This is a genomic window from uncultured Pontibacter sp. (genome assembly GCF_947492645.1).
Taxonomy (GTDB): Bacteria; Bacteroidota; Bacteroidia; order Cytophagales; family Hymenobacteraceae; genus Pontibacter.
Map to the genome: position 1 here is coordinate 58,092 of NZ_CANLMZ010000006.1, position 19,824 is coordinate 77,915.

The window sequence follows — 19,824 nt, forward strand, 5'->3', positions numbered from 1 at the left end:
ATACCGGCAGATTATTCATGTTCCTGTTTTCTTAGGTCCAAAGTATAAAACAGCCACACAACAGCATTATGGTTGCTGGTATACCTGTTTGGTACTGTAGCCGACTGTACAAAACGGTGCATGTAGCCGGTTTGCAGGCGCAAGTCCTTGTGCTGTAGCCCCAGCATCAGGCTAAGGCGGTTCTGGTCGAAGGTGTTGTGCGTAACATACTTTCCGAAGTTAAGCAGCACCTCATCGCTTAACACGATGTAGGGGAGCACTTGGCCAGTTTGTAAGCTGGGCAGGTTTAACCGTAGTGTTTCCTGCAGCCTTATCCTTTGGGTAAGGTCATACTTTGGCTGTAGTTCGGCTGCCACTACCCGTTGCCTGAAGCGGAGGTCGTAGCGTACTCTGGTGCCTAGGCTGATGTCACGGCCAATCTTACCCGGAACGGCCACCTGCATCCAGGGCCTGCGCTCATTTCTTTTTAAAGCATCGTCTTTAGCCCCCGGTACAGTTAACCATACCCGAGCATAACCCGCTGTTACATCCACTCCGTAAGGCAGGTGCTGCGTTAAACCGGCCCTTATAACTACAAATGATTTGCCTATATGGTGCAAGTCTGTAAATATCGAGTTTCGCTGTGTCAGGCGTGTGTTCAGCAATATTCCTTTCCAGGCTGCAAACTCATCAACTACATCTTTTTGCTGCGCATGGGCGGTATGCCATGGGTTTATACACCAGAGCAGTAACATAAACCATAAGCATCTTAGCTTTACCACCATCGCCTAAAGTAAATTTTAAGCTATAACCTGTACCAGCATCTAACTAAGCACTACCACAATACCCTCATCACCTGATAAGCTGATGTTGCCATCCACTTTGCTGTTTTCCCTTTCGGAGGCCGTTCCTAAAACGATGGTACCCTTGTAGCGTTCGTGTTGCGGCCTGAACATGCATGGCTTATGGCTTAGGTTTAGCACTATTAAAATGCGTTTACTGTCGTGCTGCCTGATGTACGCCAGGAGCGGTGACTTTGCCTGAACAGGTATGTAATCCCCAATATGCAGCGCCGGTTCGGCCTGCCTCAGCCTGATTAACCTGCGGTAGTACTGTAGCATCGATTCTTCCTCAGCCTGCTGCTTTTTAACGTTTAATCTGCGATAAGATTCGGCAACTCTAAGCCAGGGCTTTCCTGTTGTAAAGCCGGCATTTTCAGAGTCGCTCCATTGCATAGGGGTACGGGCAGGGTCGCGGCTGAGGTCTTTATCGGGCATGTTCAGCCCCTGCGGGTCCTGTACTTCCTCTGGCGGAACAGGTACGTCGCGCATGCCCAGTTCATCGCCATAGTACATGGTAGGCGTACCGCGCAACGTTAGCAGCAGCATACCGGCTGTTTTTGCCTGGGAGGTACCTACACGGCTTGTTATGCGGGGTTGGTCGTGGTTGCCGATTACCCAGTTTGGCCAGCCCCCTACAGGTAAAGCGCCTTCATATTCATCAATTTTTGATTTAATAGTCTCAGCGTTCCAGTCTATGTTGATCAGCATAAAGTTAAAAGGCAGGTGCGTACCCTTGTTGTCGTGGCCATAGTAGGTGACCAACCGGTGTATGGGCAGGTAAATTTCGCCTATCAGCACCCGTTTTTTGTATTCGTCCGTTACTTTACGCATTTTCTCCACCAGGTCGTGCACCTCTGGCTGGTCTGTGGAGTAGGCAGGTATAAGCTGTTCGTATGTGGCCTCGTGTTGCTTGTAGTTCGGGTTTGGAGGATTGTCTCTTAGTTCGTCATCTTTAACCATGTGCCACATCACATCCACTCTAAAGCCATCAACCCCTTTATCCAGCCAAAAGCGCATTACGTCAAACATTGCCTGCTGCACTTCCGGGTTTCGCCAGTTAAGGTCGGGCTGCTCTTTCAGGAAAGCGTGGTAATAGTATTGCTGTGTTTGCTCGTCCCATTCCCAGCCGCTGCCCCCAAATACCGATAGCCAGTTGTTTGGTTCGCTACCATCTTCTTTTGCGTCTTTCCAGATGTACCAATCGCGCTTTGGGCTGTCTTTTGATGATTTAGACTCCAGGAACCACGGATGTTGATCGGAAGTATGGTTTGGTACCAGGTCAAGTATAAGTTTCAGGTCCCGCATATGCACTTCGGCTAATAGCGCATCAAAATCATCCATTGTTCCAAATAAAGGGTGTATGCCACAGTAGTCGGAAATATCGTAGCCAAAGTCTGCCATAGGCGAGGGGTAAATCGGCGAGACCCAAATGGCAGAAACACCTAGCCATTGCAGGTAATCCAGCCTGCTGATAATACCCTTCAAGTCGCCAACGCCGTCGCCGTCGCTATCCTGGAAAGAGCGGGGGTAGATCTGATAGATAATTCCGGACTGCCACCAGAGAAATTGCTGTTGTTGCGCCATAGTAATCTTTAGTTTCTTATTTACTAGTAGCTCTGTATGTACGATAGCATGGTTTAGAGGATTTAATTCCGTGCAATTACTGCCCCCGCTGTGCCCAAAAGCACTTGCTGCAACTGCGGCGCATTAGGATAGGAGTGATCGGGGTTGTTGTACTTAAATTATTTTTAATATACAGTTGTTGTTATATATATTAACTTTTATATATTTGTACCTTCTTGTAAAAAGGCAGTTTATTACTTGTAAATTTTTATTATAGACGCGGCATAGTATCTAAGTTATACTTTATACAGGCTGCGTTATAGCAAAGGGAACAAGTACAGGGCAAGCTATATTAGGCAGGAAATTAAATAGTACAAACCAACCAAGCACATATGAAATCAACGCTACTCAAACTTTTTTCGGTTGTAATTATTGCAACAGCCACGTTTTCCTGCCAGAGGCAAACTTCTTGCCCTGCCTATAGCAAGATTGTGAGCAACCCTATGCATAAAAAGACTTTCCTGTCGGATTCTGCACCAAAAGGACGCTACTAAGAGAAGGGGATATCTCTTAGGTAGTATGATGCACACAAAAGCCACCCTAAGCAGGGGTGGCTTTTGTGTGCAAGAAGCAATGTATACTTTTTATTCGCTTTTTAAAGATAAAACCGGGTTGGCGAGTGCAGCCTTTACAGCCTGTGTACTCATGGTGATTAGGGCAATGACTAGGGTGATTAAACCTGCAAACAGGAACGGCCAATAACTGATGGTGATGCGATAAGTATAGTCTTCAAGCCACAGGTTGATGACGTAATAAGCGATAGGGGCAGCCAGTACAAAGGCTATGAGTACAAGCTTTACAAACTCTTTAGAGAAGAGCACGGCAATGTTAAAAACAGAGGCGCCCATCACTTTCCGAATGCCCACTTCTTTGGTACGCTGCGCTGCCATAAAAGCTACTAAGCCATACAGCCCCAGGCAGCCGATCAGGATGGCGATAAATGAGAACACCTTAAACAGCGTATTCTGTCGGGCTTCTGCACTATAAAACTTCTCTATTGTCTCATCCAGAAATTCATAGCTGAATACATCATCCGGATAAGCTTGATTCCATACTTTTTCCAGGTGCTGCAGCGCTTCCTGCTTCTGGCTCATATCTATTTTTGCAGATAAGAAGTGGTATGTATCCGGGTTCGTTACCATAATAGTCGGGTCGATGGGCATATGCAGCGGGTTTTGGTGGTAATCTTCCACTACACCTACAATGGATGCCTTGTAGCTACCGTTCAAGGTTATGGTCTTCCCCAAAGCATCAGCCGGGGATTCGATGCCTAATTTGCGGCGCATGGTTTCGTTTATAAGTACAACAGCAGAATCACTGTTGCTATACCCTCTTCCGGCTGCTAATTTAATGTCGTAGAGGTCCAGGTAATCAGCATCGGCAAATTTCATATTGGCATCAAAAGGAGCGTCCTCGCCGGAGTTGTTGTAGGCAAAGTTAGAGCCCCAGGTCATGTTGGCAGATGGTGGCGCACCGGCAAAGCTTATCTTGCGAATAGCGGGGTTGTTTTGCAGTTCCTGTTGCAATGCCATCAGTTTACGGCCCGCCTGGTTTGGCAACAACAGCGTTACCACGGCATCCCGGTTAAAGCCCAGCGACTTATTGCGGAAATAATCCATTTGTGCATTTACTAACAGGGTGCAGATTATAAGCACCTGGCAGATAGTGAACTGCAATACAACAAGCGCCCTGCGCAGCGATAGCCCTGCCACCTCCTGGGTGTTGATGCGGCTTTTAAGTGCAGCAATTGGCTGGAAACGCGCCATAATAAGTGCCGGATACAGCCCTGCAAAAAGCGTTACCAAAGCTACCTCCGCCAGCAGGAACAACAGCAAAGTTGGCGATTGCAGTATACTAAACGTTATCTGTAGCTCCAGCAAACTGTTTAAGTATGGCAGGGTAAGCTCTACCAGCACAATAGAAAGCATGGTGGCTAGCAACGTAATCAGAAGGGTTTCGCCGATAAACTGTAGCATCAGCTGGTATTTGCTGCTGCCCAATACTTTGCGCACGCCAACCTCTTTTGCCCGCCTAACAGCTTGTGCCGTTGCCAGGTTTACAAAGTTAATGCAGGCCACCAGCACCAGGAAAATGCCGATAAGCGCCATGGAGCCTATAATACCCTTGGATATAGTGCGCTGCCCAAAATTGCCGTAATCACCGTTAAAGTGCAGGTCAGAAAGGGGCTGCAGGCTAACCACTTCCTCTGTTCTGCCTTCCTGCTTTCTGTGCCTGTCAATAAAATTGTTCAGTTCTTTTGTTTTGGCATCTGGTGCTACACCCTCCGGCAACTGCACATAAAGCTGATGGTTGCTGGACAAGGTGTTGAAGGTCGTCAGATCCAGGTGGCTGTAATTTTTAAAAGACTCGTAAGATATCAGCATCACAAAAGGGAAATCTGTATTTGCCGGAAAGTCAGGGATAACAGAAGTCACCTTAAGCGTGAGGATGTTGTTATACTTTAGCAGCTTTCCTACAGCATCGCCTTCAGGAAAGTATTTATCAGCTATACTTTGAGTAAGCACAACCGTGTTTGGCTCTGCTAAGCCAGTCCGTGGGTCTGTACTTCCAGTCTTAAAATCAAACAGGTCGAAGAAAGACGGCTCTACAAACGCAATGGGGTTTTCTTCTAGAAAGCGTTTAGGAGCATCGCCATCGTTGCTTAGGACATTGATCTGGGCGCCTTCCTCGCCAAAAATGGTTGTGAGGTTTTCCATGCCAAGCTTTCCGTTTGTGCGCAACAGCTTTGGCAGCGGAAACCGCGTTCCTGAGTTTCGGTTCACCCCATCCTCGTAGTAGGTATCGGAGTTAACACGGTAGATGCGGCTGGCATTGCCGTGGAAGGTATCGTAGCTTAGTTCGTACTGTATCACCAGAAACAAAAGGATGCTGCAGGTAATGCCAAGCGAAAGCCCCGCTACATTTAGCAGGCTGTAGCTTTTATTGCGCCCTAGTGAGCGCAGCGCAGTAAGAATGTATAGTTTTAGCATAGTTTTAGAAGTAGGTATGTATGGGGTTAGGTAATGCTGGTTGTGTTTATACTTGCCAAGCGCTGTGCCAAAGAATAAATAGCGCCATTTAACTAACTACAGGGCATCTGTAGTGCCAGCCAATGTCCGGGAGCGGACAAAAAGTGTCCATACATGGACATTGCGCTTTATACTTTTCTCTCAAATCAGCTATATTTAACCTTATTACCAATTGGCATACTATTTTCTGTTTAGCATGCATCCATCAACCTGCTTACCCACACAAAATTAGACTATGGAGGAACGGAACCTGGGCCGTATATTGGTCATCGATGATAATGAGGATATACTTTTTTCGGCGAAGATGCTGCTGAAGAAGTATGCCAGGGAAGTGGTGATGGAGAAGAACCCGAAGAAGATTCCGTTCCTGATGAACAACGAGGAATTCGATCTGATTATGCTGGATATGAACTTTAGCCACGACATTACCAGCGGGCAGGAAGGCTTTTACTGGCTGAAAGAAATACTGAGCTACGACCCATCGGCGGTAGTGATTATGATTACGGCATTTGGCGATGTGGAGATGGCCGTGCGAGCGCTGAAGGAGGGAGCCACCGATTTTGTATTGAAGCCCTGGCAAAACGAAAAACTGATAGCCACACTTTCTGCGGCCTCTAAGCTGCGAAATTCTTACAAAGAGGTAAGCCATCTAAAAGAGGTAAATCGTACTTTAGCCAGCCAGGTAAACGCACCCAAACTCGATATTATACAAGGCAATAGCCCGGCCATGGAGCAGCTTTTTTCTATTATAGACAAAGTGGCTAAAACTGATGCCGATGTACTGTTGCTAGGCGAGAACGGAACAGGTAAAGAAGTAATTGCCCGCACCATACACCAGCGCTCCAGCCGTGCAGATAAAGTTTTTGTAACCGTGGACATGGGGGCTCTCACAGAATCGCTTTTTGAGAGTGAACTGTTCGGGCATAAGAAAGGTGCTTTTACCGACGCCAAAGAAGATCGCATTGGCAGGATAGAGGCAGCAAGCGGAGGCACCCTGTTTTTAGATGAAATCGGGAATTTATCGCTGGCCATGCAGGCAAAACTGCTGACGGTACTGCAACGCCGCGAGATAATACGTGTGGGTACAAACATACCCATACAAGTAAATGTGCGCCTGATCTGTGCTACAAACATGCCCCTGAAAGAGATGGTGCAACGAAACGAGTTCAGGCAGGATCTGCTGTACCGCATTAACACCGTTGAGCTTAACCTGCCGCCTTTGCGTAACCGCCTGGATGATATACCGGTGTTTGCCGCACATTTTCTGACTACCTATGCCCACAAGTATAAGCAACCGGTTAAACGCCTGGGAGCAACTGCCCTGGACCGTTTGAAACGCTACAACTGGCCCGGCAATATACGGGAGCTGCAGCATGCCCTGGAACGTGCCTCTATTATGAGTGATAACAGGGAGTTGGATTCAGAGGATTTCTTTTTCCTGGCTGAGACAGCACCTGCAACCGGAGTTGGCCAAACTGAAGCCCAAAGCCTTGACCTGGACGAACTGGAGCGTGAAGCGGTGCAGCGCGCTATGCAAAAACACGAAGGCAATGTATCCAAGGCAGCCAAGGAGTTGGGCTTATCCAGGGGGGCACTCTACCGCAGATTAGAGAAGTATGAACTTTAGCAATTACAGGCTGCAGCTTTTGCTTCGGGTAGCCATACTGGCGCTTACCGTTTTCTTTTTTGCCCGTACCGGCTTTAACCCTGATTACCGTTTTACAACCGTTGGCCTTGGCGTGGCCATACTTGGCCAGGTATGGCTTTTGGTGCTGTACCAGGACCGTACAAACAAACAGTTTCTGCGCTTTCTAAACTCCATTAAGTACGACGATTTTACTGAGCTTTTTAAAGTTGGCCCGGAAGGGAAACAGCAACAGGAGCTGGCGCTGAAGCTGAACGAGGTGATGCATAAATTCAGGGAGGTGCGGGCCGAGAAGGAGGCGCATCTGCAGTATTTTGAAATGATTGTGCAGCACATTGGCATCGGTATCATCAGCTACAAACCCGACGGCACTATTATGCTGCTGAACCAAGCCGCTAAAAAACTTTTGCGGGTAGGGCGCTTACTGCAGGTGCAGGACCTTGAAAAGGACAGCCCCGAGCTGGCCAGGGGCTTGCAGCAACTCGAGCATAACGGCAAAGTGCTGGTACCATTAAAGCTTGGTGCCGACCAGGTTAACCTGTCGGTGCATGTCATGGAGCTTTCGATGCTGGGTGAAAGAGTGCGGCTGGCCTCGCTGCAAAACATACAGAAAGAGCTGGAAGAAAAAGAGATGGAAGCCTGGCATAACCTGATCAAAGTGCTTACCCACGAGATCATGAATTCTGTTACGCCCATCGCCTCGCTCTCGGCAAGCGCCTTCGAAGAACTAAACAGCTTCACCGACACCGCCTCTGAAGAAGTAACTTTATTAAAAGATGAGTTGGCAGACATTGGCCAATGCCTGCACACAATCAGTCGCCGCTCTGATGGCCTGATCAGGTTTGTAAACGATTTCCGGAACCTTACGGCAATTTCGTTACCCCAGCTCAGCCGTTTTAGTGTAAACGAAATGTTGCAAGAGATGAAGACCCTGATGCGCGAGCAACTAGCCCAAAAGCAGGTACGGCTTAAGCTGGAGTTGCCCCAGGACAAACTGCTTCTCTCCGCCGACAGGTCCATGATCGAGCAGGTGCTCATCAACCTGATCAAGAACGCGACAGAGGCAGTACAGGAGCACACAGATGCAACCATCATACTTCGTGCTTACCTGGATGAGCGCAGCCGCATCAGTATGGAGGTAGCCGACAACGGTTCTGGCATGACAGCCGAGGCATTAACCAAGATCTTTATTCCTTTTTACTCAACCAAAAATACGGGTTCCGGCATCGGGCTCAGCTTATCGCGCCAGATCATGCGCCTGCACAAAGGCTCCATCTCGGTGCAGTCTGAGCTTGGGCGTGGCACCAAATTTATACTTCGCTTCTAAGTGCTTCTGCCACAATTTCTACGCTTCAGAACTTCATACTTATTAAAACCTTTCAGAATTTTTTGCGCATATACTTTAACGCTTAACTAACCCAATATCCATGAGTGTTTTAGAAGTAGAAGGATTTGTAACGGTTACCGCCGATAGCAGCGCCCCGATGGTAGCACATGTAACAGCTGGCTCACAAACCATGATCATTGATGAGTCAGGAGTAATGCAGGGAATGAAACCAGGGGCCGATCCCTATGATTTTATACTTGGCGCGCTGGGTGCCTGTACCGTTATTACGCTGCACATGTACGCACAGCGCAAGGGTTGGCCACTAGAGAAAGCCGAGGTGAAGCTTCGCCATGACCGGGTGCATGCCACCGACTGCGAGCAATGCGAAAGCGCAGATGCAAAGCTATCGCAGGTTACCAAGCATCTCCATCTTTACGGCAATTTAAATGAGGAACAGCGAAAGCGCATGGAAGCTATTTCTGCAAGGTGCCCGGTTCAGAAAACCCTGGAAGCAGGCATTGCCATCAAAACCATACTTCAGGGCAAAGTATAAGCCTACGTTGCAACTCTCTTTTTTTGTTGGGCAAGGCCGCAAGTATAAAGCTGGCCGTAAGGCGGGGGGTAAGTATAAAATTGCTTTGGCATAGTTCTGCAGTCGCGCATCTGCCGCCTATAATCTCAATTTAAACAGCTTTAGAAATTATCCTGATACCACCATTGCATGAAGAAATGCAGCGATACTTAAGCAACTGAAAGTGCCGCAAAGTATGGTTTTAGTATGCGTTTGTTGATGTACCAGCCAAGAGGAGTTGTGGTAGCGCCAGCCGGCTTGGCTTTGACCGGTGTGAGGTTTTGCTAAGTGGCTGTACAGATAATTGCCGGAAAATTGTTTTCTTTATAAGTCAGTTGGTAATTGGTGAGGTTGGCTATTTACAAGCTTGCTTGATATTGCAATGCCAGTCTGGCTTTAAAAAGAAGATTTAAACAGCATGATAGTTAAGATACGAAAGGCGAAGAAGTTCCTGCTTGCCGTTTTAGCCAGCAGCAGCCTTACCGCCTGTGTGCCCCTGGAAGAGCAGGCGCAAAGCAGCGGCACCGGCACAACGGCACAAGCTGCCTTACGCTACGAAGATTACGTGTACCACGAAAGTATAAGATCGGTGCAGGCTTACCTGGCCACCGGCGAAACCGACCAGGTGCTAAACCCACCCGTTACCGCTATCTCCCAGCAGTACCCGCTTGTGTTGGAGTTCGACAGGTTAAAGGCTGGTCCGCAGCGGCTGCTGGCAAAGCTGGTGCATTGCAATGCCAATTGGACCCCCTCCAATTTAAGTGAAACCCAGTACCTGAACGACTTTAACGAGTTCTTTATAACCGATGTACAAAACTCTGTAAATACGCGCGTACCGTATGTGCATTACCGCTTCAGGGTGCCCCGGGTTAAGCTGAGCGGAAACTACTTGCTGGTGGTGCAGGAGGAGGGCGGTAACCTGCTGCTGACGCAGCGGCTGCTGGTGTTTCAGAATACAGTTATTGTAACAGCCAAGCTTGGTGCGCCACTTGGGCCAGGTGGCCGCGAGGCAAGGCAGCCTGTGGAGTTTAATGTGTTTTACAAGGATTACCATATCGTAAACCCCTCGATGGAGGTAAAGGCGATACTACGGCAGAACTACCGCTGGGATAACGCCAAAAACATCTCTAAACCAACTTTTATACATGATGCGCAGCGTCGCCTGGAGTATGTGTTCTTCGAGCCAAAGGATCTGTTTAAAGGGTTTGCCGAATTCAGAGCTTTTGATACCCGTAGCCTTACTTTTAATGGGATAGGTGTGCAAAGTATAAACCTGGAATCAAATCCTATTGCTGTAGACCTGGAGCCCGGCAAAAGCCGGCAAACAGCTGTGTATAGCCAGGAACCTGACATTAACGGGATGCGCATTTTTGGAAACAGGCAGTATGGCAGCGGCGAGGTAAACGGAGATTATACTTTGGTTGATTTCGAATTGAACGTGCCGGCAGAGGCACCCGGTGCAGTATACATTACCGGAGGCCTTACCAACTGGAACCAGAAGGAAGAAGCCCGCATGCGCTACCTGGCAGAGGAAGGGAAGTATAAAGGGCAGTTGCTCTTAAAGCAAGGCTACTACAACTACTACTATACTTTAAAGCCCAATGCATCGGCTGCAACCGATGAAAGTTATTTTGAAGGCAGCCACTTCGCCACCGAGAATAGCTATGATATCCTGATCTATTACCGCCCACCCGGAACCCGCGCTGATCTTTTAATCGGGTACGAGGAATTAGCCTTTAACAGGAGGTAGTAAAGACGGCAAACCCATATAAACAATTGATAATAGTTTATATATTAGCTTTATGATATGAACGCCTGTGCTTATCACTTCCCTATTGCAAATCTAAACTGAATCAAAGCCCTAATTTGGGTTTAGGCACATACGTGTATATGGCAGATAAACGTCACGATGACGTTTATACAGTAGTTAGCTACAATTTTAAATATGAAAAATGTTTAATTGGCTCTTTGGTAAGAAACAGAAGCAACTCACCAAATTTGAATATTATGAAAAGTGGGACTTTTACGGACTACTAGACGACCTTCAAGTAGCCGAAAAAATACTTAAAAATAAAACTGGCGGATATTCGGGCGACTTTGACTCAATTGAGCAATTCAGGGAGGCGTTAGAAGATGAAATAGACTGGATTAAATACAACAATAAAACCGACTTGACTCAAATCCACCAATGGTTTTTACCGACAGGGGCTTGGGATGATTTTGCTGGCCAAGAAGGATTGGAACTTGGCAATCGAATTTCTGAAAGAACCTCAAAATGGATAAAAGGAACAGCAGAAGTAAGAAAAAGAAAGTAGCTAACAAGGCATAAACGTCAGCCTTCGGCCGACGGCCTCGCCCGTCGTCTATACTAGACGTTAGGCAAGAAATATAAGAATGAAAATCAATGAATTGCCTGTAGAAATCATTCATATAAATTATCATGATGAACATGAAGGTACAGTTAAATTTAGAACGGAGTCTGGTAATACATATGAAGCATTCCTTTGGGGAAACACTTTTGAAGTAGGTGAAAAAAGAAAAATAGAACTAAGTCACCTGAACTTGCACTTTGATTGGGAAGTAACTTTTAGCTTAAACTCTTCAAAAGAAAAGAGATTAGAAAAACTCACTAAGGATTGGGGGTATATTGGGTATGGACAAATTGAGCAGGTAAATCCAGTAATAGCTTGCTTTGGGGATATTTGGCTCGATTTAGGAAACTGGACCAGAGATGAAAAAGTAATTGGTGAGTTTATTTACTGGCGAATTGAACGTTTAGAGGTTATATAGATTTAAAGAACTTCCTTGCCTAACCCAGCCTATAAGTTATACTTCGGCTACGCCTCGTCCACAGCCTGTACTAACCGCTACTGACATTAATTTGAAAACATGAACCCTAAAACTGATTGGTTTTTCGACAAAGATACCAAATGGCAAAGCGAGTACAGGATGTTGAGAAATCTTGTGCTTGATTGCGGCTTGATAGAGGAGTTGAAATGGGGTGTTCCTTGTTATACTTTCCAAGAGAGCAACATCGTTTTGATTCACGGATTTAAAGATTATTATGCTCTTTTATTTCATAAAGGAGCTTTGCTGCAGGACGCAAATGGAATCTTAACCCAACAAACAGCAAATGTTCAGTCGGCACGTCAAATCAGGTTTTCAGATAGTATGGAAATTGAGAAACTGGCACTTACCATCAAATCCTATATTTACGAAGCCATTGAGGTTGAAAAGCTAGGGTTGAAAGTGGATTTTAAAAAAACGATGGAATTTGACATACCTGAAGAGTTTCAAGCGCGGCTGCATGAGAAAGCTGAACTACATGCTGCTTTCGAAAATTTAACCCCAGGGCGGCAAAGGGGATATCTGCTGTACTTTTCCCAGGCCAAACATGCCAAAACCCGCGCGTCAAGAATCGAGAAATGTATTCCAAACATCCTGATGGGGAAGGGACTGAATGACAAGTAAAGTGGAGCCATTATCCACGAAAAGCTGCGGCTAAAATTTGGGCTTAGCCAAGCAAGCTTGTTGTTCTAAAAACTCGCTAAAAGCAAAAGGGGCAGATTTTAATCTGCCCCTTTTGCTTTTAGGTAAGTATAAACTAAACGTTAAAGCGGAAGTGCATAATATCACCGTCCTGCACCACGTATTCTTTTCCTTCTACGGCCATTTTACCGGCTTCTTTAATCTTAGCTTCAGATTTAAACTCCTGGTAATCCTTAAGTTTGATTACCTCAGCGCGGATAAAACCTTTCTCAAAGTCTGAGTGAATTACACCGGCTGCAGCAGGAGCTTTCCAGCCTTTCTCTATTGTCCAGGCACGCACCTCCTTAACACCGGCAGTAAAGTATGTAATCAGGTTAAGCAGGCTGTAAGATGCTTTTATAAGCTTATTTAAACCAGACTCTTTCAGGCCATACTCAGCCAGAAACATTTCTTTCTCTTCTGGGTCTGTCAGTTCTGCAATTTGGGCTTCGATGGAGGCCGAGATCAACACAACCTGCGCGTTCTCATTCTTCACGTGTTCAGCCAATGTCTTAGAATATTTGTTGCCGTCGTTCATAGAGTTTTCGTCTACATTGGCAGCATATATAACAGGCTTTGCAGTTAATAATTTCAGGTCCTCTACAGCTTCCAGGTCATCCTCGTTCACATCAAGGCTGCGGGCATTAAGGCCGGCTTCTAAATGCGTTTTATACTTCTCCAGGCTGGCAAGTTCTTTCTTTGCCTTTGAATCTCCGGATTTAGCAGAACGGATAACTTTAAGTATTTTCTTGTCAATCGATTCCAGGTCCTTTAGCTGCAGTTCCGTGTCGATGATCTCTTTATCAGCAATAGGGTCTACCTTGCCGTCTACGTGCACAATGTTCTCATCTTCGAAGCAGCGCACCACGTGTATAATGGCATCTACCTCGCGGATGTTAGCCAGGAATTTGTTGCCTAAGCCTTCGCCTTTGCTGGCACCTTTTACAAGGCCGGCAATATCCACGAACTCGATCACAGTAGGCAATACGCGCTCGGGGTGCACCAGTTCCTCCAGTATCTGCAGGCGCTCGTCGGGTACGGTGATCACGCCAACGTTAGGCTCTATGGTACAGAAAGGATAGTTGGCAGATTCTGCCTTGGCGTTAGAAATAGCGTTAAACAGCGTCGACTTTCCAACGTTCGGAAGTCCTACAATGCCGCATCTTAGTCCCATGTATTCTTAGTTATTAATTTCAGGGTGCAAAGATAAGATATTTTAAGGAGTTATGTGGCAGGTTGGGAGGTTAAATAGGTTAATAGTTAAATTGTTGAGGGATAGGGTGTAGCCTGATCGGCGTTTGATTTCTTTATACTTCGTTTTTGCCTGCCGTTAGAGTGTCTTTATTACACAGTAGGGGGCGCGTTTTAAAAGGCTTTGAAACAGGGATAAACAAAAAAAAGCCCATGGTTGTGCCATGAGCTTTGTATATCTCTTTAGTGGTTGCTAGCTAAATAGAAGCGCGGGAGTTTATTCCCACTTCAGGTCACCCTCGTAAGTGGCGGCAGTCTCAGTTTCTTCTGCTACAGGTACCTGTGCAGGAGCTTCTAAGGCAGCCAGGGCTTCTTCGGTCAACAGCTCTGATTTAACGTGATCAATTGTTCCCTGAAGCGCTTCCATGAACTTAACAAAGTCTTCCTTGTAAAGGAAAATCTTGTGTTTCTCATAAGAGAAAGTTTCGTCCTTAAACTTTCTTTTGCTCTCCGTAATGGTCACATAGAAATCGTTTGATCGAGTTGACTTCACATCAAAGAAATACGTTCTCTTCCCGGCTCTTACTCTTTGGGAATAAATCTCTGCTTTTTCGTTGTTCTCTTCCACCGTTTTATAATAACGTTAATTTCAACTTTGTAAATCTAAAAGTAACATATACTTCCGATATATAAAAATTTTATAATTTAAATTTCTTAAATATTAAATATTATATTTGCCACCGGACCAACTATAGTATATTATGAATATCTGTTCAATTATACTAGTACTTCTGCTCTCATTCTTTAACAATACCACCTCTTATTTTGCAGAAGGTAAAGCTACTTATTACGCCGATCGCATGCACGGGCAACGAACTGCCAGCGGCGACAGGTACGACAAAAAACAACTGACAGCTGCACACGCCACATTGCCTTTCAATACGCTGGTGCAGGTAACAAATCTCAAAAACGGCAAATCTGTCATCGTCAAGATCAACGACAGGAAAGCAAAGAGCCGCCACATCATCATCGACCTTTCCAGGGCCGCCGCCGAAGAAATCGGGCTTATCCGCGATGGTATCACCACCGTTAAGTTAACCGAGGTGGAAAAGGAAGAGGAGAAGCAACAAGATATACCTTTAGCCGTTTCAGAAGCAGGAAAAAGATCTTAACATCAGCACCCTGTTTTTATGAAAAAGCCTTTAACCTTAGCCGATGTGCAGAAATTCGAGAACATGGAGTTTCTGGCCAAGCAACTGGTGGAAGGCTTTATTACCGGGCTGCACCAATCGCCTTACCACGGTTTTTCTGTTGAGTTTTCGGAGCACCGCCTCTACAACAGCGGCGAAAGTACCCGCCACATAGACTGGAAGGTTTTTGCCCGCACCGACAAGCTTTTTGTTAAGCGCTACGAGGAGGAAACCAACCTGCGCTGCCATATTCTGCTGGATGTTTCTCCGTCCATGTACTATCCTGCTGACAACAACGGTAAGCTTACGTTTGCTGTACTTTGCGCGGCCGCGCTGGCAACACTTTTGCGGCGGCAACGCGATGCCATCGGCCTGGTTACTTTTTCTGATAAAATAGAACTGCAAACGCCTGTTAAATCTACGGCTTCGCACCTGCACACGCTGCTCTTGCTGCTGCAAAAGCAACTGGAATTACCGCCTACTGCCAAGGATACTAATGTATCGGAGGTGGTGCACCAGATTGCGCAGCAAATACAGAAGCGCTCGCTGGTAATTATTTTCAGCGATATGCTAAGCAAGCTGGATGACAACGAAAAGATTTTTGCCGCCCTGCAGCACCTGAAGCACCAGAAGCATGAGGTGCTTATTTTCCATGTGATGGACCGCAAAACAGAAGAGGATTTTGACTTTGCCGAGCGCCCTTACATTTTCATGGATTCTGAAACAGGGCAGGAGCTAAAGCTGCAACCATCGCAGGTACGCGACCACTACCGCGCCGCCGTTGACAGCTATAAAAAAGAACTGGCCTTAAAATGCGGGCAGTATAAAATTGATTTCATTCCCGTGGATATCAGCGAACCCTTTGATAAGGTACTTTATTCATACTTGATCAAACGCTCCAAGGTCAGGTAAGCACAGTTGAATATTCCTGGCTTAGATCAAAGCCTCAAGTTAAAATCACAGCAGCTTAGTTTCCTTCTCTGTCAAAGGCGTGAACGCGTACATCGCGGGTTGTTTTGTCTTTCGCCTCAGTACCGAAGTCTATCTCGTTGCCTCGTTCTGTGTCGTAAATTTCGGTATACTTTTTCCAGCCCTTCACACGCGATCTGTCGGATATTTCGTCTTCGCCCAGACCGCCGTATACTTTAATTTTGATGCCGTTGTTCACATTCCCTGTAAGTATAAATTTATCGTCTCCGGCAAGGCCGTAAAGTATAAGCTGCTCTGTATCGGATCGGTTAAATGTGCGGCGGTATAATTCTGTAGCAGGAAATTGTTTTGTAGCAGGTCGTGTCAGGATAACTTCTGTATACTCATCATCCAGGCGGTTTACAGTAAAATGCTCTACTTCATCTGAGCCGGCAATTATTACTTTTTTAGCTAGTTGCCTGTACATTTTATCAGCGGCTTTATCCAAGAGGTCTCGCCTGCTTTTCAGGTTGTGGCTGATTTCTTCTCCTTTTAAAGTATAAATTGCTGTAGGTAACTGGCGTACAGCGGCTTCAATTACCTTATCCGTTAAAGCGCTTTTCATGCTGTGGGCAATCTGCTGCAGATCTTCGCGGGTTAGTTCGTTAAGCAGGCGTTCGTCAATAAACTTTGCATTGATCATGTAGGCCTTTACATCGCTGAAGTCATCGTCGAAGGAATGGAATTTGCGGGCCATTACTTTACTTGTGGCAATGGAGGGCACAAGGCCATCGTGCATCTTAAAAAATACCTGGTCGCGGTCTTTGGGGATAGGCATAAAAATGGTGTCATGGCCCGTTGGTTTTACTGCCCAATCCCATTGCCCTTTGTGACGGTCCCAGTCGCCGAGCAGCATGTCCAAAAGGCGTGCGCGGGCAAATGTTTTCTGGTCAAACTGGTAACGGTTGCTTTTAAACCGCTTCCGCAAGGCATCCTCAGAATCCTCAAAATCAACAACTCCTTTAAAGAATGGCGTTAAGTCGGCTGTGCTTTTATACTTCTGTTCAAGCAAAAACACCTTGCCTTGCACCAGGTTGTTATACTTCCCGAAAGAGGTGTCGGTGGCGCTTATGTAGTATAACTTAGGACTGGAATGCGGAATGCCAATGGCTTGGGCAAGTACAGGCACTACTACTGCGCCATAAGGGTTGCCGGCCGATGTCTGGTCGCGCAGCACATTACTGACAAAGGTATGCCGCCAGAATTTGCTTACAACATGAATGGGGTCTTTATCGATGGAGCGTAAAGCGTAAACACGGCCTGTACTATCTGCCAACTCAAAACTGGTAGACTGAAAACCGCCGCCACGCTTAACTATACTTAGTCCGCCTTGTGCCGTGTTAATATCCAGCACAGGCAGTTTAACAGGTGTTGCCCAGATGTCCCGGTTGTGGTTGCCCCAGAAAAAGTTATGAAACCCGCTGCGCTTGTAGTGCCTGCCCGGTATTACCCATAAGCTGTCTTTGCCGGCTGGCGGCAATTCTTTAAGTTCTTCTTCCGTGGCTAGGGCATCCTCCTGGAAAAAGTCGTTATCGGCACAACTGTTTAAAGCTAATGCCATAAACAGAAGTACAAGCGACCGACATAGTGTTATCTGCACAAAAAAACGTTTAAAGGTAAGCGGAAAGTATAAAGCTTCTTCCCCAGTCATACGCAGATAGGAGAAGAAGCTTTATACTTTAATCGGTATACTTTTATTTTCGGTGCTTTTTATAGTATGCCATTAAGCCGCTGGTAGAGCTGTCGTGGTTGCTTGGTGCATTTTCGTCCAGGAGCTCTTCCTCTATTTTGCCGGCCAGCTGCTTGCCCAGTTCTACGCCCCATTGGTCGAAGCTGTAGATGTTCCAGATGATGCCTTGCACAAAAGTTTTATGCTCGTACATGGCAAGCAAAGCGCCTAAAGTATAGGGGTTAAGCTGGTGAAACATGATAGAAGTGGATGGCCTGTTACCTTCGAAGACTTTATGCGGAACTAAGGCATCTATTTCTTCCTGGCTCATGTTGCCCTTCGCCGCAAACTCCGCTCTTACTTCTTCTTCTGTTTTACCTTTCATCAAGGCTTCTGTTTGGGCAAAGAAGTTAGATAGCAGCATGGTGTGGTGCTGGCCAATCGGGTTGTTGCTGTTAACGGGCGCAATAAAATCGCATGGGATGATAAATGTGCCCTGGTGTATAAGCTGGAAGAAGGAGTGCTGGCTGTTTGTGCCGGCGGCTCCCCAGATGACAGGTTGTGTCTGGTAAGTTACTTTGCTTCCGTCGCGGGTTGCCGTTTTACCGTTGCTTTCCATCAGCAGCTGCTGCAGAAACTCAGGCAGCAGGCGCAGGTATTGGTCATAAGGAAGTATGGCATGTGTCTGGCACCCGAAAAAGTTGGTGTACCAGATGCTCAGCAGCCCCATCAGTACAGGTACGTTGCGGCGCAGTTCTGTTTGCCTGAAGTGCTTGTCCATGGCCTCTGCACCACGCAGCATCTCCTCAAACTTATCGTAGCCAATGGCGCTTGCAATAGATAAGCCTATAGCAGACCACAACGAGAAACGGCCGCCCACCCAATCCCAAAAGCGGAACGTGTTTTCAGGGGCGATGCCAAATTCTGCTACTGCCTTGGTGTTGGTAGATAAGGCTACAAAGTGTTTTTTTACGTGCTCTTTATCCCTGGCAGCTTTTAAAAACCAGTCGCGTGCCGTCTCGGCGTTGGCAATTGTTTCTTTGGTAGTAAAAGTTTTAGAGGCGATGATAAACAGCGTTGTCTCCGGGTCTAGTTTCTTCAGCACTTCGGCGGCATCGGTGCCGTCCACGTTCGAAATAAAGTATACTTCTATTCCTTCTTTCTGGTAGCTTTTAAGCGCTTCGGCAACCATCTGAGGGCCCAGGTGCGAACCGCCAATGCCAATGTTTACTACACTAGTAATTGGCTTGCCTGTATAGCCTTTCCAGTCGCCGCTGTGCAGTTTGTTGCAGAACGTTCTCATTTGCTGCTGTACATCACGCACTTCCTTTAAAGCGTCTTCTTCCTCTACTTCAAGGGCATCACCAGCAAAGCTTCGCAGGGCTGTGTGCAATACGGCCCTGTTTTCGGTGGCGTTAATTTTTTCCCCGCTAAACAAGCTTTCGATGGCTGCCGGTAACTCCATCTCCTGAGCAAGGCTTACGAGCAAGTCCAGGGTTACTTCAGTTACCCGGTTTTTGGAAAGGTCGAACAGCATGTCTTCAAACTGCAGCGATAACTTCTCGAAACGCTGTGCATCCTCAGCAAAAAGTTCGCTGAGGTGTTTTGGTTGCACCGCTTTATAATGCGCTTCGAGTTTTTGCCAAGCATGTGTATGGGTAGGGGCGTAATTTTTTAGCATCATATTTCTAGTCTGAGAGTAGTTCCTGTTCGGGCACAACTACTCAAATAATGGGCTCCGGGTTGCGAAAAGGTGAATCTAAAGGGCTTTATACTTATGGGCACCTCTTTCAAAATAACAGCAATATTCAGCTATATGCAAAAAAACTAATATTAGATTAATTTTAGCGTACTACCTTTAAGTAGAGGCGCCTCTGTTTTCCGAAGCTATAGGTAGGGTGCCTGTTGGTTCGAAAGCCCTTTGTATCCCAGGCGCTAGGTATTGCCGTAGAACCAAGGAAAGCGGACTGTTTAATCAGCTTGAATTTTAAATAGAGCAGCATAAAGCAGCACGCCGGTTTATACTTAAAACTTATACTTGATTATGAAAGAGGATGCAAAAGAAAACCCTCAGAGGGGAACAGACAAGAAAAACATACTGCGGGAAGACGATGGAAAACGCACGCCTCCCGGACCTACAGGGTATGTAACTGGTGGCAAGAACAGAGCCACGCGTCCGGAGCAGGGGCCGGATGTGCCGCCACAGGAGCGCACCACAGGCATTCCGTAAAACTTAAAGTATAAAATTATCATAAACCCAG

General features: G+C 46.5%; 18 protein-coding genes. 11 read left to right on the forward strand and 7 right to left on the reverse strand.

Annotated elements, in window-relative coordinates; translation table 11 throughout:
* Positions 1-11: 11 nt before the first annotated feature.
* Both Q1A23_RS06745 and Q1A23_RS06750 read right to left on the reverse strand, forming a co-directional pair.
* Entirely contained in the window at positions 12-734 is a 723-nt protein-coding gene (locus tag Q1A23_RS06745) for a DUF2490 domain-containing protein (protein WP_299821323.1), read from the reverse strand.
* 69 nt (positions 735-803) lie between these two features.
* Entirely contained in the window at positions 804-2,405 is a 1,602-nt protein-coding gene (locus Q1A23_RS06750; RefSeq protein WP_299821325.1) for an alpha-amylase family glycosyl hydrolase, read from the reverse strand.
* 371 nt (positions 2,406-2,776) lie between these two features.
* On the opposite strand from Q1A23_RS06750, the gene Q1A23_RS06755 reads away from it, so the two are divergent.
* Positions 2,777-2,938, forward strand: coding sequence for a hypothetical protein (locus tag Q1A23_RS06755; RefSeq protein WP_299821327.1), 162 nt, complete (start codon positions 2,777-2,779; stop codon positions 2,936-2,938).
* A gap of 90 nt (positions 2,939-3,028) precedes the next feature.
* Here the strand turns inward: Q1A23_RS06755 and Q1A23_RS06760 are convergent, their stop codons facing one another.
* Complete coding sequence (locus Q1A23_RS06760; protein WP_299821329.1) at positions 3,029-5,434, reverse strand: ABC transporter permease; 2,406 nt, start codon at positions 5,432-5,434, stop codon at positions 3,029-3,031.
* A gap of 274 nt (positions 5,435-5,708) precedes the next feature.
* Here Q1A23_RS06760 and Q1A23_RS06765 point away from each other — a divergent pair, with 274 nt between their 5' ends.
* The 7 genes from Q1A23_RS06765 (at position 5,709) to Q1A23_RS06795 (ending at position 12,487) form a co-directional block, all read left to right on the forward strand.
* Positions 5,709-7,100 carry a sigma-54 dependent transcriptional regulator gene (locus Q1A23_RS06765; RefSeq protein WP_299821331.1) on the forward strand — a complete coding sequence of 464 codons (1,392 nt, stop codon included), beginning with the start codon at positions 5,709-5,711 and terminating at the stop codon, positions 7,098-7,100.
* Positions 7,090-8,445, forward strand: coding sequence for an ATP-binding protein (locus Q1A23_RS06770; protein WP_299821333.1), 1,356 nt, complete (start codon positions 7,090-7,092; stop codon positions 8,443-8,445). The genes Q1A23_RS06765 and Q1A23_RS06770 overlap by 11 nt, the downstream gene beginning before the upstream one ends.
* 100 nt (positions 8,446-8,545) lie before the next feature.
* Positions 8,546-8,998, forward strand: coding sequence for an OsmC family protein (locus Q1A23_RS06775; RefSeq protein WP_299821335.1), 453 nt, complete (start codon positions 8,546-8,548; stop codon positions 8,996-8,998).
* Between the two features lie 436 nt (positions 8,999-9,434).
* Positions 9,435-10,766: a DUF5103 domain-containing protein gene (locus tag Q1A23_RS06780; protein ID WP_299821337.1), complete on the forward strand. Its 1,332-nt coding sequence runs from the start codon at positions 9,435-9,437 to the stop codon at positions 10,764-10,766.
* 202 nt (positions 10,767-10,968) lie between these two features.
* Entirely contained in the window at positions 10,969-11,331 is a 363-nt protein-coding gene (locus tag Q1A23_RS06785; protein WP_299821339.1) for a hypothetical protein, read from the forward strand.
* A 79-nt stretch (positions 11,332-11,410) separates the two neighbouring features.
* A complete protein-coding gene (locus tag Q1A23_RS06790) occupies positions 11,411-11,806 on the forward strand; it encodes a hypothetical protein (protein WP_299821341.1) in 396 nt (131 codons plus the stop codon).
* A gap of 99 nt (positions 11,807-11,905) precedes the next feature.
* Entirely contained in the window at positions 11,906-12,487 is a 582-nt protein-coding gene (locus Q1A23_RS06795; protein ID WP_299821343.1) for a YdeI/OmpD-associated family protein, read from the forward strand.
* Between the two features lie 133 nt (positions 12,488-12,620).
* Here Q1A23_RS06795 and ychF read toward each other — a convergent pair whose 3' ends face one another.
* Together ychF and Q1A23_RS06805 are read right to left on the reverse strand one after the other, a co-directional pair.
* Positions 12,621-13,718: a redox-regulated ATPase YchF gene (gene ychF / locus Q1A23_RS06800; RefSeq protein ID WP_299821345.1), complete on the reverse strand. Its 1,098-nt coding sequence runs from the start codon at positions 13,716-13,718 to the stop codon at positions 12,621-12,623.
* Positions 13,719-14,012: 294 nt separating this feature from the next.
* A complete protein-coding gene (locus Q1A23_RS06805) occupies positions 14,013-14,363 on the reverse strand; it encodes a DUF3276 family protein (protein WP_299821347.1) in 351 nt (116 codons plus the stop codon).
* A gap of 133 nt (positions 14,364-14,496) precedes the next feature.
* Between Q1A23_RS06805 and Q1A23_RS06810 the strand changes: the two genes are divergently transcribed.
* Both Q1A23_RS06810 and Q1A23_RS06815 read left to right on the forward strand, forming a co-directional pair.
* Complete coding sequence (locus Q1A23_RS06810) at positions 14,497-14,907, forward strand: septal ring lytic transglycosylase RlpA family protein (RefSeq protein WP_299821348.1); 411 nt, start codon at positions 14,497-14,499, stop codon at positions 14,905-14,907.
* A gap of 18 nt (positions 14,908-14,925) precedes the next feature.
* A complete protein-coding gene (locus Q1A23_RS06815) occupies positions 14,926-15,837 on the forward strand; it encodes a DUF58 domain-containing protein (protein ID WP_299821350.1) in 912 nt (303 codons plus the stop codon).
* A gap of 55 nt (positions 15,838-15,892) precedes the next feature.
* Here Q1A23_RS06815 and Q1A23_RS06820 read toward each other — a convergent pair whose 3' ends face one another.
* Complete coding sequence (locus Q1A23_RS06820) at positions 15,893-17,455, reverse strand: hypothetical protein (protein ID WP_299821352.1); 1,563 nt, start codon at positions 17,453-17,455, stop codon at positions 15,893-15,895.
* Between the two features lie 133 nt (positions 17,456-17,588).
* Positions 17,589-19,244: a glucose-6-phosphate isomerase gene (gene pgi, locus Q1A23_RS06825; RefSeq protein ID WP_299822287.1), complete on the reverse strand. Its 1,656-nt coding sequence runs from the start codon at positions 19,242-19,244 to the stop codon at positions 17,589-17,591.
* A gap of 363 nt (positions 19,245-19,607) precedes the next feature.
* On the opposite strand from pgi, the gene Q1A23_RS06830 reads away from it, so the two are divergent.
* The gene (locus tag Q1A23_RS06830) at positions 19,608-19,793 is read left to right on the forward strand and encodes a hypothetical protein (RefSeq protein ID WP_299821354.1); all 186 of its coding nucleotides are present in this window, start codon (positions 19,608-19,610) and stop codon (positions 19,791-19,793) included.
* Positions 19,794-19,824: the final 31 nt, after the last annotated feature.